At 62.3% G+C, this 16802-nt stretch carries 9 protein-coding genes and 3 pseudogenes; 3 read left to right on the top strand and 9 right to left on the bottom strand.

Going from position 1 to position 16802, the window contains the following annotated elements; translation table 11 throughout:
* Positions 1-43: 43 nt before the first annotated feature.
* From PX52LOC_RS42710 to PX52LOC_RS21395, 8 genes and pseudogenes are all read right to left on the bottom strand, one after another.
* Positions 44-325, bottom strand: a complete 282-nt coding sequence (locus PX52LOC_RS42710; protein WP_246173432.1) for a hypothetical protein — start codon at positions 323-325, stop codon at positions 44-46.
* A complete protein-coding gene (locus PX52LOC_RS42705) occupies positions 322-831 on the bottom strand; it encodes a DUF1549 domain-containing protein (RefSeq protein WP_246173431.1) in 510 nt (169 codons plus the stop codon). Before PX52LOC_RS42705 ends, PX52LOC_RS42710 begins: the two co-directional genes overlap by 4 nt.
* Positions 832-904: 73 nt before the next feature.
* Positions 905-1048: pseudogene (locus PX52LOC_RS43975) on the bottom strand (hypothetical protein); the annotation flags it as partial.
* 352 nt (positions 1049-1400) lie between these two features.
* The gene (locus tag PX52LOC_RS21415) at positions 1401-2177 is read right to left on the bottom strand and encodes a HEAT repeat domain-containing protein (RefSeq protein ID WP_168219124.1); all 777 of its coding nucleotides are present in this window, start codon (positions 2175-2177) and stop codon (positions 1401-1403) included.
* A gap of 322 nt (positions 2178-2499) precedes the next feature.
* A pseudogene (locus PX52LOC_RS42700) lies at positions 2500-2745 on the bottom strand (transposase); the annotation flags it as partial.
* A 358-nt stretch (positions 2746-3103) separates the two neighbouring features.
* A complete protein-coding gene (locus tag PX52LOC_RS21405) occupies positions 3104-6274 on the bottom strand; it encodes a BPTD_3080 family restriction endonuclease (RefSeq protein WP_149112005.1) in 3171 nt (1056 codons plus the stop codon).
* Positions 6271-9321, bottom strand: coding sequence for a site-specific DNA-methyltransferase (locus PX52LOC_RS21400; RefSeq protein ID WP_149112004.1), 3051 nt, complete (start codon positions 9319-9321; stop codon positions 6271-6273). Before PX52LOC_RS21400 ends, PX52LOC_RS21405 begins: the two co-directional genes overlap by 4 nt.
* 21 nt (positions 9322-9342) lie before the next feature.
* The gene (locus tag PX52LOC_RS21395) at positions 9343-12114 is read right to left on the bottom strand and encodes an ATP-dependent helicase (RefSeq protein WP_168219122.1); all 2772 of its coding nucleotides are present in this window, start codon (positions 12112-12114) and stop codon (positions 9343-9345) included.
* Positions 12115-12341: 227 nt separating this feature from the next.
* Here PX52LOC_RS21395 and PX52LOC_RS21390 point away from each other — a divergent pair, with 227 nt between their 5' ends.
* Positions 12342-13553, top strand: coding sequence for an HNH endonuclease (locus tag PX52LOC_RS21390; RefSeq protein WP_149112002.1), 1212 nt, complete (start codon positions 12342-12344; stop codon positions 13551-13553).
* Positions 13554-13694: 141 nt separating this feature from the next.
* Here PX52LOC_RS21390 and PX52LOC_RS21380 read toward each other — a convergent pair.
* Positions 13695-14494, bottom strand: a pseudogene (locus PX52LOC_RS21380) (IS701 family transposase); the annotation flags it as partial.
* A 443-nt stretch (positions 14495-14937) separates the two neighbouring features.
* Between PX52LOC_RS21380 and PX52LOC_RS21375 the strand changes: the two are divergent.
* Together PX52LOC_RS21375 and PX52LOC_RS21370 are read left to right on the top strand one after the other, a co-directional pair.
* Positions 14938-15606, top strand: coding sequence for a hypothetical protein (locus PX52LOC_RS21375; RefSeq protein WP_149111999.1), 669 nt, complete (start codon positions 14938-14940; stop codon positions 15604-15606).
* A gap of 321 nt (positions 15607-15927) precedes the next feature.
* Entirely contained in the window at positions 15928-16143 is a 216-nt protein-coding gene (locus PX52LOC_RS21370; protein ID WP_149111998.1) for a hypothetical protein, read from the top strand.
* The last annotated feature ends 659 nt before the right edge of the window (positions 16144-16802 follow it).

The raw sequence follows: 16802 nt of genomic DNA, 5'->3' as shown, positions 1-16802 counted from the left end.
ATCAATTTACTTCTCCTATTCGGTCACTGAAGGAATAACCTTCTTATTGGTTGAACAGGAACGCCTTCGTGTTTAGCAGCGCCCACACAATGTTTTCGTAGGCTTGCTTCTTGTCCTTCGCGTGCTTCTCCAGGTGGGCCTTCGCCATCTGGTCGGCGGTCGGCTTCTTACCGATCGCGGTCAGGAACAGTTCCGCGACCTTCGCCTCGTCCGCCCGCGTGTCCTTCGCGAGCTTGTCGGCCCGGCCGGTGGCGTGGGCGATCTTGTCCTGCACCTCCTGCGAGTTCAGCATGTGCAGCGTCATCGCGAGGCTGGCCTCGTTCACCCGCTCGCACTCGCACGCTCTGATCCGCTGCGGCCGGACCGCTTGTTCGTCGCGCTGCCGGTGGACTTCACGTAGACGAGTTGATTCCGATTCTGCTGGCCGTCGTTGACCCGTCCCGGCGTGTTGATCGGCTTCTTCCCCAGACGGCCGTAGAACGCGGCGAGGCCCCAATAATCGTCCTGGCTCCACTTCTCATACGGGTGGTGGTCGCACTGGGCACAGGCCATGCGCTGGCCGAGGAAGACTTGCGACAGATCATCGACGAAGTTCTCCGGCGTCGAGACTTCCTTGTACCACACCGTCGGCGGCGACTTGAGTTCGTCGCCGTTCGCGCAGACGATCTCGCGGACGAACTGGTCGTACGGCAAGTCGGCGGCCATCGCGTCGCGAATCCAGCCGTGGAACGCGAACGTCCCGGTCGCCCGGCCTGTCTGCCCCTTTCGCTTCACGCGCAGCACGTCGGCCCACTTGTTCGCGAAGTAATACGCGTACTCCGGCGTGTCCACCAACGGCGACCTCCGGACGCAACCGGACCAACAGGTTTAGTGCCGCCGCGTGCAGGTACAGCCGGAAGTAGTTCGCCATGAACCGGTGGTCGCTCAGCCGATCCATCGCCATCCCGCACTTGAACTCCTTATTCCGATTCTCGCTCTCCCCGCGCATCGCGTACTCGTCGTACGTCGCTTCCGGGTAAGCTGGCGTTCCGGGTCGGTTCGTGGTCACGAAGCGGCGATTCGTTCCTTGTACGTTCGCCTCGGCCTTCACCACGACCCAGCGAGGGAGGGGTCATGTTCCGGCTTGGTACCAGAACCCGGCGAACAGCCGTTTCGAGACGTGCGTCTTGTCCCAGAGTCGAACCGCTTCGGCCAGTAACTGCCCAACTTCACTACCTATGCGCGGGCCTTGCCATACGGTCGGTTCGTCCGACGGCGTCCAATCAACCCGATGCTATCTTGAATGCCGGGATGTTCACGAAGTCGCCGGACTGCATCACGACCGTGCCATCCTCGAACTGCAGCCTCGCTGCTCCCCTCAAGACGATAACCCATTCGTGCTGAGGCTAGTCGTATCAGACCTATTTTGCCAGAGTGATCAAAGCCTTTTCTACGGATTCACGGACCCGCTCTTCTTTGTCGAATCGCATGCCCGAGAGGGTCGACTCGATCTGCTTTCTCGTTGCCGTGTCTGCGACAGCGACGAGTGCCTCGATTGCGGCGAGACGGACGGTGAGCTCATCGGTTTGCGAGAGTTTCAACAGGGTCTTGGTGTGCTTCTTCGCATACGTCAGCGTTGTACACGCCTCCACGGCCGTGAGCCGAACCGTATAATCGGTTGAGGTGATGCCACTCAAGACGGCGTTATTTGCAGTCTCATCGTCGGGGCCAATGGCGGTCAGTGCCCGCATCGCTGTAACCATCAGACCAATCCTCTCCGTTCCCGCCTTGAGCGTCAGCGTGTACTTGAGATAGTCGAGAACAAGGGGCGTAAAGTGGGCCGCTTTCGTTCCTACAGTGCGAAGGTCGTTGACGGCCTGATAGTCTCGATCGATGATGATCTTCAAAGCCGTTTTGCACGCCTCCGCATCGATCTTTTTCATCGCATCAGCGGCGGCCACACGAACCTTTGCGTTTTTGTCGACAAGAGCTTCACAGAGGTCGCGACGGTTTCCCTTCGCATTTTCCCCTAACTCGGCCAACATGTCTGCCCCTTTGACCCGGTCCTCTGCCTTCTTCTCCTTCAGATAAGAAAGCGCGGTCTTGATAATAGCCTTCATCTCTGGGGATGGCTGGTCGTCATCGGCAGAAGCGTGGGCGCAGGCAATGGAGACGGCAAGCAGGCTGAGCAGGCGCATGGTTCCCTCAACAACGAAAGTACTTCGGCAACCCACCCCTTCGAAAACCGATCTTTCCCAGATGAAGGCGTCTGGGAACAACGAATCGGCTTCGAGGGTGGAGTCTACCAACGCGACAGGTTGCCAGCAACGATTTTCCTGTCTGGATAACTGTCCGCCCGCGTTCGGTGCGGTCCCAGGCCACTGGGTCAAGCGTTTCTCGGCCCCGGATGCGTCGAAAACGGCCCCCCAGACGCGCCCCGAACGCCCGGCGACAATGGCAGGCCACGATCGACACATCGATTTCGCGACGGCCGCGAACCTCACCCGAATCACACGCCAGCCGCAACCGCCCGATCCGGGTCAGGATTGCCGCGAACAAATTCCGTGGTACTGCCACCTCGGCCAACTGGTAGATGATGTACTTGGAATGGCGGACCACCTTGGCCCCGATCTTGACGAGTTTCTCCCGGAGCGTCGTCAGCGTCCAGCTCCGGACCGGCGGCGGCAGCACCAACCGCCGGAGGAAGTTGGCCAGGTTGTAGGCCAGGGCGAACACCTGCAACCGGGCGGCGTTGGCGGCGCACGTTCCGACCTCGTTCGGCAAGAGGGCCGCGCCGGTCTGCTCGCACCGGACCAACTCCGCCTCCAGGGCGAGCCGGCCGGACCGGTCGGACAGCCGGAGGAGGCCCGCGTCTACCACCAGGCCCGAGACGGCGGACGACCGCGTCAGTTTCGTCGACGCATTGCGGTGGTTGCGGGTCGCGAGAACGGGGGACGTTCCGCCACGATTGATCGTTCACCCGGAACGGCCGGGGCGGTTCGAGCCGCGGGTCAAGAAACGCCGGCCGAAACTGTTCCCGACGATGAAACGCCCACGAGCTGTGCTGAAACGAGAGATCGAACAACAACTTGCCGCTTAACTACACGGCATTCGGGCCAAGTCCTTATGCGATTTTTTCCGCGAGGCTTGCCATTTCGGGTGCCAGCAATTGGACGTCCCGGACTACAAGGAAGTCCCACGTGCCGAACTCCTTCAAGTTGTTCACCGCTCGGGCCCACCGCCGGGCTGCGGCATACTTTGCATTGTTCCGTTCAGTGTTGTGGACTTCAAATCCTTTGATTTCCAACAAGAGGTTGAGTTCGTTCGTTAGCCGAACGATGAAGTCCGGCTCGTAGCTGTGCTCGGACTCGAGGTACTCGTAGGGGATGGCCAATCCGAGGTGGTCGTTTCGGGCGTAGCACTTGACGTGACCGCACTTGTCCAGCTTCTTCGCCGACGCGCCTTCCCAGTCGGAGTGCTGCACGACTAGGTTGAGGTGGCTCTTTTCCGTTACTGTGACAGGCCGCGTCGTCGGGAAGTCAACCACGCCGGTTCGGCCGACCGGCCGATACGGGTCGAGAATGGGTAGCAGTGGTGGCTCGCCCTGTTGCTCATCAGGGTAGATGGCCGACTCCAACCGCTCGACGATCCACGTCACGTACTTTTCCAGACCCAACTCTCGGGCGTCCTTGCCGTTGAGGTTCACCCGCCGCGAAATGTACTGTTGGACGATTCGAAGTACCTGCGGGAATAGGTGATGGCGGGCTTGAAGCCGAAGCACCCGACTCTTGCGGTCGGTCTTCGTCGTGGTCGGCGTGAGTAGGTCGTCGACAATTTTCTGGGCGATGTGGAAGACGATCGATTGGAAGTGGACGTTGGCGAAGTATGCGTCCCGGGTCTGCTCGACGAACTCGAACGGGGCGACGGCCGGCATCGACGAGTCGTGGTAGCCGACCGTCGGGCGGAGGAACGTGGCCGTCGGCTCGTTCTTCGCGTCCACCGTGATCGGTTCGACGGCGTCCACGTCGCAGCGCACGTGCCCCTTCGTCATCTCGAAAACGTACCCTTTCACGATCGGGAACTTAATCTCCCAGTCCGAGCGGTCCGGGACGGCCCAGACGCGGTGCTTCGGCTTGTCCTCGGGGGCGGATTGGTTGACGGCTCGGCCCTTGAACGGAATGACCGAGAACGGGATGCCGTAGACGTCGACGTGCTCCTCCTGGAGGAGGCCGGTCGCCGGGTCCGGCTCGTAGTTCATCCGCCGGAGGCCCCGGCCGATGACCTGCTCGCACAGCAGTTGGCTTCCGAATGCGCGGACGCCGAGGATGTGCGTCACGTTGTTGGCGTCCCACCCTTCGGTCAACATCGAGACCGACACGACGCACCGCACGTGCTCGCCCGGCTCGCCCGGGCGGCCGACCGTGGCGATGACCTTCCGCAACTCCTCGGCCGCGGTCTTCCGGTTCTTCGTCGGGTCGGCGCTTTCGGCCTCGGCGAGTAGCTTCGTGTCGATCCGGATCGTGACCTTCCGGGCCGCCGCGTTCGCGAACTCGTCCAGGATTTCACTCTTCCCGTAAACGACCTGCTTTTTCGCCTTCTCCTTTTTGCCCGGCGTCGGCTCTTCGTCCTCGCCGGCTTCGACCTCCTCCACGTCCTGCGGCGTGACGATGTCCGCTTCCGATTCGCCGCTGATCTTGCGGAAGAAATAGTCCGCGATGTCGGTGTTGTCGCACACGACGATCAACACCGGCGGGATCTGGACCTGATTCGCGTCGGCCGACCGAAACTGACCGAACTTCTCCTTCCACTGCCCCGCGAGAACTTTCAACGCACCCTCGGCCTCGCGGTAGCACGGTTCCGCCTTTGGCTTGCCGGACCCGTGCTTCTCGTGCGGTTTCATCGCCGCGGAGATGTGGTGCCACAGGCGGAAGTATTTCGGATCGGGCCGCCCGATCTCGTCTTTTTTCTTCGCGTCATCCGACACCGGCAGGCGAGGAATCTTGACAATGCCGCTCTCGATGGCATCCACAAGGCCGAAGTCGCTGACCAACCACGGGAAGGGTTGACCTTCCGGGTAGCCGCTACCGCGGAGGTAGAACGGGGTCGCCGACAGGTCCACGCAGAAGGAAATCCCGGGCTGCTTCGGGCCGAGGCAGTTGTTGATGCGATCCAGACCTTCGAGCCATACGCGGGCTTCCGCCTGTTCCTCCTCTGTTGCCACGAACGAATCGTCCTCGACGGGTTTCTTCTTCCGCCCGCGCGACGGCGTCACAGGCTCGTCGGCTTCGTCGTTTGCCCCCGCGGGTCGCCAGCAGTGGTGGCCTTCGTCGTTCAGCACGAGGATCGGTAGTCGGTCGTACAAGTCGCCGAGCACCCGGCGCGCAATCGTTTCGGGCGTTTCCGGCCCTTTGTTCACCACCTGGTAGCTCTTGTCGCCTTCCTTGTGCTCGCTCTCGGGGGCGAACCGGTGCCAGTTCTCGACGAGGACTTTGCCCGAGTGCAGGTACGGCCGGAGGTTTACCGGCACGAGGTCAAAGGCGGTGAAATAGTTGTCCGGGTTGTCCGGACGGAGAACTTGAAGCCGTTCTTTTACGGTCAGGTTCGGACAGCAAACGAGGACCGCGTTCGGGTACTCGGTGCTCCGCGGGTTCACCCCGCGGTTACAAAACGCCCAAGCGATCAGCAGAGACATCACCACCGTCTTGCCGGACCCGGTCGCCATCTTGCACCCGAGGCGGGTCAGTGGCCGGAGATTCGGGTCGAACGGCCGGTCCATGAGGGTTGGCCAGAACGTCTCACTCGTGAGGTTCAACCCCCGCGGCTTCTCGCCTCGGAGAAGTTGTCCCAGCGCCTCGTCCGATAGCTTCGGCGTGAAGCGGACCTTCGACGTGCGGCCGGGGATTCGCAATTCGGCCAGGTAGATGATCGTCTCGACGGCTTCGCGCTGGCAGAAGAACAGCCGGCGGCCGCGGGCCGGGTTCGCCCACCACCGGAGTAGTTCCTTCGTGACGTTGCTCGCCCCGCGGTAGTCGGCCTCCCGCCACCGTCGGACGTCGTCGCGGAGGACGTTTACCAGTGGAAGGTCGTCCCGCTCCTCCTGGGCCATCCCCGGCAACGCCTGCTGGGCGGACCCCGTCCGCTCGGTCTTGTAGAAGTACCCGGCCTCGCGCCGCTTGCCGGCCCGGGTGGCCACGCCCATCTTGTCGTAAACCCAGTGGTCCCGAGGCTCGTCGTAGGGGGGACAAATGATCGGGTTGGCCACCGGCTGGATGGGGACGTTGGTGGGCTCGCTCACGCCACGTCCTCCAACTTGTGGACCTGCATCACCTCGTTCCCTCGCGGGTCGATGACCTTCACGGCCACGCACCGGTGGCCGCCGGCCGGGAAGGGTAGGCTCTTGGTGCCGGACAGCGCCTCGAACCGCTCCGGATCGACCACGCCGCCGAGGGCCTTGCTGAGTTTCTCCCACGCACTCTTGTCCGGAAAGAACGCTTGTGTGACACAAAATGTGCGACCGTCGTAGTCGCCGTCCAGGAACCACGCCGCCACCTTGCTGTCTTCCGTCGGGTGGACGACGTTCCGCACCGGGTCGTAAATGTCCACACCCTCCATCGTCACGACGTACTCGGCCTTCCCCTTGACCCGGTCCACCCGCGTCCGCGGCAGGCCGAACACCGTGAACAATTGGCTCCGCGGCGTCTCCTTCAGCAAGCCGTTCATGCCGGGGTTAACGTCGGGCCGGATGTGCGCGACGTGAACCTTGAAATTCTTCACCTGCGGGTTCGCGGCGAGGTCGTACACCTCGGGCGAGAAACTGAACCCGGCGACCACGAGGTCGTCGTACTTTCGCTGGGCCGGCTTGATGACGAGTTCGAGCATGGCGCTCGTGAACGGGCCGTACTGCGGGCCGAAGATGACGCCCACGGTCGCATCGCCGGCCGGGTCGGCGTCCTGCTCGCCGGGCGGAACCCACCGGCCCTCGGCGTGGATGCCGTGGCCGTCGGACACTCGGTCGAGCCGGGAAAAAGTCATTTCCTTGTTGTTGGGGAACCGCACGCCGTCGCCGCGAAGCAATCGTGTCATCTCCGTTAGGTAAGCGTCAATGTTCTGCACCTCGAACGCATTCCTCGTCTCGACGAGCCGCAACTGTCGGGCCGGGGCGAAGGAGCCTTCTAACTCCTCAGGGGCACCGCCGATGGGGGGGAGCTCCTGAGACACATCGCCGAGCGAGATTTCCGGCGGTTGAACCGCTTCGACGGTGAACGGCCCGCTCACCCGCGTCCGGTTCTTCACCACCCGCGGTTGATCGACAAGTTCCTCCTGCTCCGCGTTCCTGGCGATGCAGTCGTTTACTTCGTCCATCTTGGCCCGCCACGTCTTACGGTAGTCGGTGACGGCTTTCATCAGTTCGGCCGAGTAGTCGGTGTCGGTGTCAAAGGGCACGGTCCAGTGCTGCCACACGTTCCCCTTGTCGGGCAGCACCCACCGGCGGCGGTCAGCGTCCATGACGGCCCGCTTACCCTCAGCTCGTTCCTTCTCTAGTAGCTTCGCTTCGAGGGCGAACCGCACGTCCTTCGTGAGATTCACTAACGCTGCATTACAAGCACTTAATTTCGCGTCGAGGGCCGCCCCGTATTTCGCAAAAATCGGATCGAGGTTCTGGTTTTGCGCGATGCTCTTAAGCGTGACGTGAGGCACAGTTTTGTAGACGAGGTTCCCGGAAAGTCCCTTCTTCTCGTCGCGGAGTTCGTAATAGTCGAACTTCGAAGTTAGCAATCGCTGTCGGGCTATGGCCACTGCGACTCTGCTAGTGTCGGTGGTAATCCACCGGCGGCCCCACTGTTCCGCGACAAAGGCTGTTGTGCCGGATCCACAAGTAGGATCGAGGACGAGATCACCCGGATCAGTAGTCATCAACATGCAACGCTCGACGATGCGAGCGTTCGTCTGAACGACGTAAATAACATTGGGCGAGCCCATTGTGTCGCCCCAAATATTACCGAGTGAGGACACTGAAAAATCGTCAACACATCGAACGTATCGAATGTTTTTCCCAGATTCTGTTACCCTCCCAGCCTCAACTAACCTCGAAAGACCCTTAACGGTTGTTTTCCAATGAGAGTTTGGGTTTGGTGAGTAACTTTTGTTGTTGAAAGTAAATGGCACGGTAAGAGAGATGCTGTGTCCAGAAGATTGAAGTGCCGTCGCTTGGAATACTCGTGTGTTGGCCGGTAGCTTTGAAGGATTGTCTAGCTCTTCTTGAGAAATTGGTCGCCGAGATCCATCTGCCAACAGAAGTTGTCTATAATCTTCCCCCGCGCCTGTACCTACTCCTTTTGGGAGATAGAGTTGATTGTATTTTGTTAAATCTTTGTTTTTCGCAAACCATAATAGGTAGTCACCTAAGGTGCCTATTACCTTTGTACGTGCTTCTGGACTGCTAACTGCTGCGGTCTTCTGAAAAGTGATAAGAGAACAAAAGTTATCTGAGCCAAAAACCTCATCTAATAAAGCACTAACTCTATGCAAGTTTTCATCGCTAATCTGCACAAATATACTGCCGGTGTCAGCCAGTAGTTCCTTAGCTGCGATTAGCCGATCCCGAAGATACGTTAAATAGCTATGGATGCCGAGATGCCATGTATCGCGGTAAGCCTTCACCATCTCGGCCTCGCGGGTGAGGTCTTGCTCCTTGTCCTTCACGTCCCGCTTACCGACCTCCGGCTGGAAGTTGCTGGCGAACTTGATTCCGTATGGGGGATCAAGGTAGATCATCTGCACCTTGCCGGCGAGTTCTTCCCGTTTCGCAAGGCTGGCCATCACCTGGAGACTGTCGCCGAGAATCAATCGGTTCGTCCAATCGACGTCGTGCCGATAGAACTGCACGGCCTCGTGGTACGCCTGCTCCGGGTCGCCGAACAAGTTCCGCTCAACGTCATGCCGAGCGGCCACCTTGAGAATCGCTTGGGCCGAGACGCGCTCGTGGATGTGCAAGGCCACAGGATCGACGGCGAAGCCGGGAAGTTCGCACTTGCCGGCCCATTCAAGCCACGGCTCGTGCGTGCGGAGGGCTTCCGCGAGTACGCGGACCTCGTCCTCGGTGAGTTTGGACTTCTTCGCCTTCTCCAACAGTTCGGGCAGCTTGTCGGCGCCGCCGTGCGAGTCGAACCGCAGGACCGGCGGCCGCCGCGGGCTGTAACTGTACCCGATCTTCGGCATGACCGGCACGGTGCCCTCGGCCGCCATCTTGGCCGGGGGGATGTTCTTCCGCTTCTTGTCCGCGTGCCGGTAGTCGGTCACCGCGTCGTCGGCGGCCGGGGCGGCCGTCTTTCGCTTCGCCATTCCTCACCTCGGACCGGGTGGTTACAGGTCGTACTTCCCGCAGGCGGCGTGCTTGCACACGGCCCGCACGTCACACCGCGTACACTTCTCCTTGCCCGGTCGCTCCGGAAAGTCCCCTTCGGCAATCCCTTCGACCAGAGCCAGGGCTCGGGCCTTCGCGGTGCGGATGCGGACGGTGTCGATCGGCACGTCCTCGCGCCGGGTTTCTTTTAAGTGATGCACCCGCGCCGCGACCACGTCCAATCCCTCGCCCCGGCCGGCGGCGGCGTAGATCTGCAACTGGAACGCGAACAGGTCGTCCTGCTTTGAGTCGTTCGCCGTCTTGTAGTCGACGAGGGCGAGTTTGTTGGTAACACCGCCCTCGCGGTCGAGGATCACGTCCGCTCGGCCGGTGACGTTCGCCCCGCCGAGGTGCAACTCGAACGGCCGTTCCGTCTGCCAGACCCGCAGGAGGTCGTCGCCGTGGTGGTCGATGTACTTGTGAACCAGGGCGTTGGCCCGCTCCCGAAGGTTCTCGAAGAGCGGCAGGTTGGCGAACGGCAGGTAGAAGTGGTCGTTGAAAATGGCTTCCAGTTGCTTTTTCGTCGGCTTCTTGCCCGCCTGTTGCGTGAACTCCGCGACGTGGCGGAGAATGTGGTGGATCGCCTTGCCGTACCCGAGTTCCGTGGCGAGTTGCGACTGGAAGCCGAGGAGCGAGCTCAGGCGGTACTGGAGCGGGCACGTCTCATAGGCCGCGAGTTCTGAGAACGTGACGACCGGTAACTCGTCAGTGCCGTGCGGCGCGGCCTCCGGCTTCTTCGGAACCGGCAGCGTTTCGAGTCGCTTCACGTCGCCGAAAAGTTGCGTGAGGAATCGCGACGGCTTGAACTTGTTCGACTTCTTCTCGAAGTGCGAGAGGTACAACGTATCCCGTGCCCTTGTCATCGCGACGTAGAAGAGCCGTCGTTCCTCTGTCTCGCTCCCCTCGTACCGTTTCCGCACCTCCTCGGGGAACACGTCTTCGGTGAGTAGCCAGTTCTGTTCGTTGCCGGACTTTCGGGACGGGAACCGACCCTCGACCAGGCTGGGCACGAAGACGACCGGCCACTCCAACCCCTTCGACTGGTGGACGGTGAGGATGTCTACGGCATCCGTGGCGAACGTTTCCTCACCCTCGAACTCGGTGTAACTGTCCAGGGCGTAGAACTGAAGGTAATTGAACAACCGCCCGTAGAAGTATTTGCCGCGGTCCTGACCGCCGCGGTAGGTGCTTTTGCCCTGTTCCTCGACGTTGCGGGCCCGCCGCGTGACGCTCTCGAAATCCGCGAACAGTTGCGAGAACCGGGCGAGCGTGCCGAGCCGGTTGACGGCGAGCGGGTCGGCCAGATCGAGGGTGCGGACGCCGAGGCGGTAAAGGAGAACGTAATAGTCGCGGACGAGGTTCACCGGACTGGCGTTTGTCGACGCGGCCGCCTTCCAACTCTCCAAGTAAGCCCTCAGTTCCTTCTCGGACTCGGCCTTCGGGAAGTGCTTGCGAATCTCGGCCAGGAGGTCGTCGAAATCGACCGGCTGCATTTCCGAGTATCGCTGCGGCTTCCAGTCGTTGTCGCTCAACCAGGCGTAGAGTTTGCCGAGGGCCTGCATCTCCGGCTGTTGGAACAACCCGGCCCTCCCCCCGCAGCGGTACGGGATGCCGCGAGCGTCGAGTTCGGCAAGCAACGGCGGGGCGGCGGTACGGACCGACCGGAACAGGATCGCAATGTCGCGGTACCGAAATCCGGCCTGTCCGAGCCGTTCGATCGATTCCGCAATGATCTCCGCCTCGCGGGCGTCCGTTTCCGCCGACCACGCGACGACTTCGGGGGCGGCGGCCTTCCGGCAGGGGATCATAGCCTTCTCGAGCCGCGGCTGGATCGTTGCCGCAAACCGATTCGCAACTTCAATGATCGCCGGCCGCGAGCGTCGGTTCTCGGACAGCTTCAAGGAGGTGGTCCCCTTGTACCGCTTGGAAAACCCTTGCATCATCTTCACGTCCGAGCCGCGCCACTGGTAGATGGCCTGGTCGTCGTCGGCCACGACCGTGAGCTGAACCGGGGACTTCGCGAGCAGGCGGATCAGCTTCTCCTGCGCGGGGTTGATGTCCTGGTACTCGTCCACGATGAGGTGCCGAAGGTTCGCACGAACTTTTTTGGCCACTTCCGTCGTTTCAAGGGCCTCTACGGCCTTCGTGATCAGCCGGCCGAACGTGAGGTAGCGATAGCGGTCGAGCGTCTCGACGTACTTTCGAAACGATGTAGCGAACGGAGTGTCGCCAAGCTCCTTGGACGGGATGAGTTCGTTCTCAACGATGTCGGCGTTCCGGAGAAACTCGCCGATGGAACTCCAGTGCTTTCCCTCCGGTACGATTTTCTTGAGTTCAAGGTTTTTCTCTTCCCGACTTAGCAAGCCGGCCAATTGGTTTTCGTCCAACAAGTCGTGATTGCCGAGTTCCGGGACGAAGTCCTGGAGAAGGCGGAAGCAATAGGCGTGAATCGTGCCGACGAACATTGGCGAGAGGCGGTCGAGGAAGGCGAGCCCTTTGGACTCCGCAACCCGCTTGGTGATCCGGTTTTTCAAACTAGCCGCCGCCCGCTCGGTGAACGTGAAGGCAATGATCTCACCGGGTTCCGTGCCTTCCTCAATGAGTGAAACAGTCCGGCGGGAGATGGCCTCGGTCTTTCCCGCCCCCGCACACGCGATGACCTGAAGGTGGCCGCCACGGTGGTCGATGACGGCTTGCTGCTCGCCCGTCGGCGAGAAATTCATGGTGGGCATGGGGAGGGTCGTTCTAAGACACATCTATTGCTGGGAAGCCAACCGATTAAACCAAATTAGTCCTTCGTGCGATAGTTTCCTCTGATAAAAAGGGCACAGATTTCATTTAGGGGTGCATGATAGCTATCCCAGCAAAGAACACAAGGTGCGGGTTCTCGCGAACGTCTCGAAGAGGCTAAACGGTGGGAAACTCGAGCAGAAGCCTTCCAGCCTAAACGAGGTCCAGCGTGCCAGTCAGACGTGACAAGGAAAAGGACAAGCGGGAAACGCGGCGGTTGATCCTCGACCCCAACCGCTTGGCCTACGCCGGCGGGGTGAACTGGCTGGGACACGGCGCCCGCGGCGGGAAGGATGCGGTGATCGACGAGCTGCTGCTCGACGGCGCGACGATGGAGCAGTTGCTTGAGGAGCGGGGAACCGAGGCGTCCGTCCGATCCCACTTCAACAGCCTTCGGACCCTTCACGACCTGCCGGTAGTCCGCGGCGCGGACGGCAAGCATCGGTTCGACCGCCAACACCTCGGACTGCCGGACGTGCTCGCGGCCACGTCGGCGGCACCGGCCGAGGCGACTCGCGTGCTCGGGACCGTCCGCGGGACCGGCAACCGGTACGCGCTTGACGGCGTCGAGGCGGTCGAGATCTGGGTCCCGCTGGCCGACGCCGACGGCCTCCCGTTCGACCCAAACGGCAGCATCGACGTGGGCCTGCTCATCGACGGGGATCGGTACGACTCGACGCTACGCGTCGCCGCCGGCAAGGCTCCGTACGTCTGGATCTCGTCTAGCCTGCGGGCCGGCGATGGGGCCAAATCGCGTCTCTCCGACGTGCTAGGCAAGGCAGGGGTGGCGAAGAACCAGCGGGTGGAGCTGATCGTTACCGGCACCGAGATCGTCGTTCGACCCGCCGGAACGGACCTGCGAGGGGCGGTCGTCCCCGACAGCGGCCAGGGACAGCAACAAACTACCGTCGCCAGCCTAGCCGCTGAGGAGGCCCTGCCCGGGTCGGGAGGCGACGACGAGTTCGAACTGCACGACGGCGATCAGCGGCCGCTCATCGAGCGGCAGATCCGCGAGCGGCGGGGCCAGGCGGCGTTCCGAAACGCGCTGCGGGCCCGGTACGGGGACCGGTGCCTCGTGTCCGGTTGCCCGGTCCTCGCGGTGCTGGAGGCCGCCCACATCCGGCCGTACCGCGGGGACGGGGATAACCACCCGGCCAACGGCCTCATCCTGCGGGCCGACCTGCACACGCTGTTCGACCTGGACTTGCTCGGCATCGAGCCGGACACGCTACGAGTCCGCCTGCACCCCGGCGTAGCGGCGGAGTACGGCGATCTCGAAGGACGGAAACTCCGGTGCGAGGGCCCGTCGCGGCCGTCGTCGGAGGCGTTGCGGGGTCGATTCGAGTCGTTCTTGATCCGGCTCGGGCGAGCAGATGAGTAGGGCGTAACAGTTGTCTCCGCCTAACAAGCGAAGGCCGTCCTCGCTGAACCACACCGTCAACTCCGCGTAGTCGAACACGCGCGGACCCTGACTCCCCTCCGCCACCGTCCGCCGCCGCCACGCGCTCGCCGGCAACGCGGCCGCCACGTCCGCCACCCGCTCCGGCTTCGTTGCCGGCTTCGGGTTCGTCGTCGGGCGGCCCTTCCCCGGTGGCTTCCGCCCGGCCGGGATGACCTCGGGCTCGGTCGTCCACACCCGCGCGTCGGACGACGAGTCCAGGACGTACCACTTGCCCAGGGCCCGGACGCCCTGGCAGAACGTCGGGCTGACCCCGTACACGCTGTCACCCGTCACCCACTTGAACGGCAACTCGGTCGCCACCGCGTCGGCCACCATCTCCAACGCCAACTCCGGCTTGGTCCGGAAGATGACCCCTCGGGCACCCCGGCCTTCTCCCGGCGAGGGCGGTCGGCGGCCCACTCCTCGGGGAGGAACAACCGGCGGTCGATCAAGGTGTGGCCCTTCGCGGCGTGGTATCCGAGGAACACCCCGATCTGGCAGTTGTCCGTCCGCCCGAGGGTGCCCGAGTACGGCTTCTTGACCCCGACCGAGAGCGTCCCCTTCTTCGGGAACCCGGTCTCGTCGGCGGTCAGGACGGCGTCCGGGTCGTCCCACTCCTGGCCGACCTGCCGGCGGAGGTCGGCCAGGACGGCGTTGGCGTCCCACGGGGCGTTGGTGATGAACGTCTGGAGGGATCGGACGACGCACCCGTCGATGGCCTCGGCGATGTTCTCCACACTCCGTCGGTCGCCCCCGAGGAGGAGACCCTGGACGAACCGGCGTGCGTGGCCCTGAGCCTCGGGCCGCCCGAACCGCGGGGCGTACCGGTCGAGGAACGACTCCAACTCCGGCTTCCGCCGCCGCAACTCCTTGGCGTCCATCGCACCCTCCGGCCGGGGACCGTTCCGGTCGAAGTTATAGCCTGAACTACGACGGCGTAAAGGGTTACGACATCCGGCGCTGTAGAATTAAGCAAACGTCCGAATGACGGTCTGGTTCCGGCGGCGGGCCAAGGCCGTGTTCGGCATGGTGTTCGCGGGCTGCGCCGCCCTGGCCGACCGGAACGACATCGCGTCGGACGTGTTCCCCAGGGAGCAATTATGACGATCAACGGCGTTTCCCAACTCTCGGGCGATCAGCGGTTGTTAGACGTTTCGGCAGCGGGTGAAAGATTGAAGATCGGCATCCGTGACCGCAAGCCCAACGCCGAATGGAAAACACAAAGATCTCGGCCGATTCCTTAGCTCGACTTGTGCACTTCCTCCCACGGCTCGTGGGTGGCATAGCGGCGTGATTCTTGCGTTGTTGCTCACGGACGACCGCCATGCTCCTGCCCGCCGAGGCCCGGCCCTTAATCTTGGCCTTCCTGCCCGTCTTCACCCATCCGACGTACACCCGGTTCGTGACCATGATCGCCGCGGCCGTGCTGACGACCGGCCGGCGGACCGTGACGGTCCGCTGGGTCGGCGGGGGCGTCACCCGTCACGACCTGGTCCGCCCCGTCCACACGTACGAACGGCTGGGCGACCTCCCCCGGTTGCGGGAGCGGATTCGGGAACTGATGGCCGCCGGCCTGCGGTCGGGGTTGATCGCGGCGCGGTTGAACGCCGAGGGGTTCCACTCCCCGAAGGGGGACCAGCGGTTCACGGCGGATCGCGTCCGCCAGATCGTGTGCCGCCTCGGCCTGCGGCCGCGCCGATCCTCGTTGCCGGCCGACGCGCAGGCGTTGGAGCGTCACGAGGCGTGGATGACCGACTTGGCCGAGGAGTTGGCCATCCCGGTCCCGACGCTCATGGCGTGGTGCAAGCGGGGCTGGGTCGAGGCGCGGAAGGTGGAGGCGGTGGTCCTTCGCTGGGTCGTCTGGGCGGACGACGCCGAGAAGGCTCGGCTGAAGCGGCTGGACGGCGGACGGCCCAGCGGGCTACGGCATCCGTACCCGGTCGATCTGACGACGCCGAGGCGATTGCGAGACAAGAATGTGGTCGCCGACTGACGAAAGATGTTCTGGATAGGCCGAGCCGGAACGAGCAACGGCCTGTGACAACGGAGGCATCGTGTCGCAACAATCAAGTGCATTAAGCGGCAAATGTATGGTCGGGCCGGTATGAAACTGCTTCGCGCGCGGGTGCGGCACAAGGGGTAGGATTGTCGGCGAACGAAAAATGGTCCTCGACATTTGAGGGGAGGACCTCCACCAACGTTGCGGGACAACCTGAGAAGGGGTTGACGCCACGATGGGCGACCTGCTGCGATTCAGCGTCGAAACCGTGGGGCAATACAAAGTGTGCCAAGCCCGGCAGGCCGCCCTGAGCGATTGGGCGAAGAAGTGATCGGGCCGGGAAAGAGCGGCGGCGAAGGCTTCGCAAGGCGGTTGAACCGCAACGACTGGATCATGCACAACGAAGAGCCGACGACCATGATTTCCGCGCTCAACACCTGCTTTGCAAGCGTGATAAAAGTGGCCATTGGCAGTTTGGTTGCGGCAGCGGCAATGGAAAGCTTCCGGCAAGGTGGAATGGGCCTCGGCTAAGAGACGCCGCTCCACCCACTCCCTCCGGCTCAAGGATGGCCCGCCACCACCGTCCCCTCTGGTCGTGGTTTGTCGGGGGTCGCACTTACGGCGACGACCCCCGACAAACCACGACCGACGGCGACGGGATGGCACAGACGCTCCGCCTCATCGCAGATAATCACTCGCTAAAAATGGTCTTTGTTATTGCAAAATCCACACAACAAAGACAGAATAGCCACTCAGGCAAGACCACGTATGCTCCGGTAAATGCCAGTTCGGAAATCTTCTTTCTGAACGAGCGATGAATCGGCGTCGATTCTGCCCGGTCAACCACCTTTCTACTGCATCCGTGGTGCCGTGTTTACTGCTCCGGGTCGGTGGGTAATCCCATCGCCGTTGCTTATTATTAGTCCCTCGGAGCAGGCTCAAGCGGCCCGCATTTTGTCACCATGCCGCGTGTAACGAAACTTAGCAAGTGGCTCGCCTCTAGCGTAAACACGGTCCCTAATCGCTCTTACCGGCATCGAGTGCTCAAGGAGACCTCAGGCGGCTGGCAAGAAGTTGAAGCCCAATTGAAACGATACTTCCGTCGGGCACACTCGGACGCGGTGCGTAGACTTCGGCGCCTAGCAACTGGCAGCCTCCACCCTCTTCGCAGAAAAAAATCATTTTCAGAC

The organism is Limnoglobus roseus (assembly GCF_008254045.1).
Taxonomy (GTDB): domain Bacteria; phylum Planctomycetota; class Planctomycetia; order Gemmatales; family Gemmataceae; genus Limnoglobus; species Limnoglobus roseus.
Note: the sequence above shows the minus strand (reverse complement) of the source record. Positions and strands in the feature narration are given on the sequence as shown.

What these genes read in the sequence shown, in the direction of transcription:
- PX52LOC_RS21415 (WP_168219124.1), bottom strand. Translation starts at nt 2,177, where the DNA reads ATGCGCCTGCTCAGCCTGCTTGCCGTCTCCATTGCCTGCGCCCACGCT.
- PX52LOC_RS21400 (WP_149112004.1), bottom strand. Translation starts at nt 9,321, where the DNA reads ATGGCGAAGCGAAAGACGGCCGCCCCGGCCGCCGACGACGCGGTGACC.
- PX52LOC_RS21395 (WP_168219122.1), bottom strand. Translation starts at nt 12,114, where the DNA reads ATGCCCACCATGAATTTCTCGCCGACGGGCGAGCAGCAAGCCGTCATC.
- PX52LOC_RS21375 (WP_149111999.1), top strand. Translation starts at nt 14,938, where the DNA reads ATGCTCCTGCCCGCCGAGGCCCGGCCCTTAATCTTGGCCTTCCTGCCC.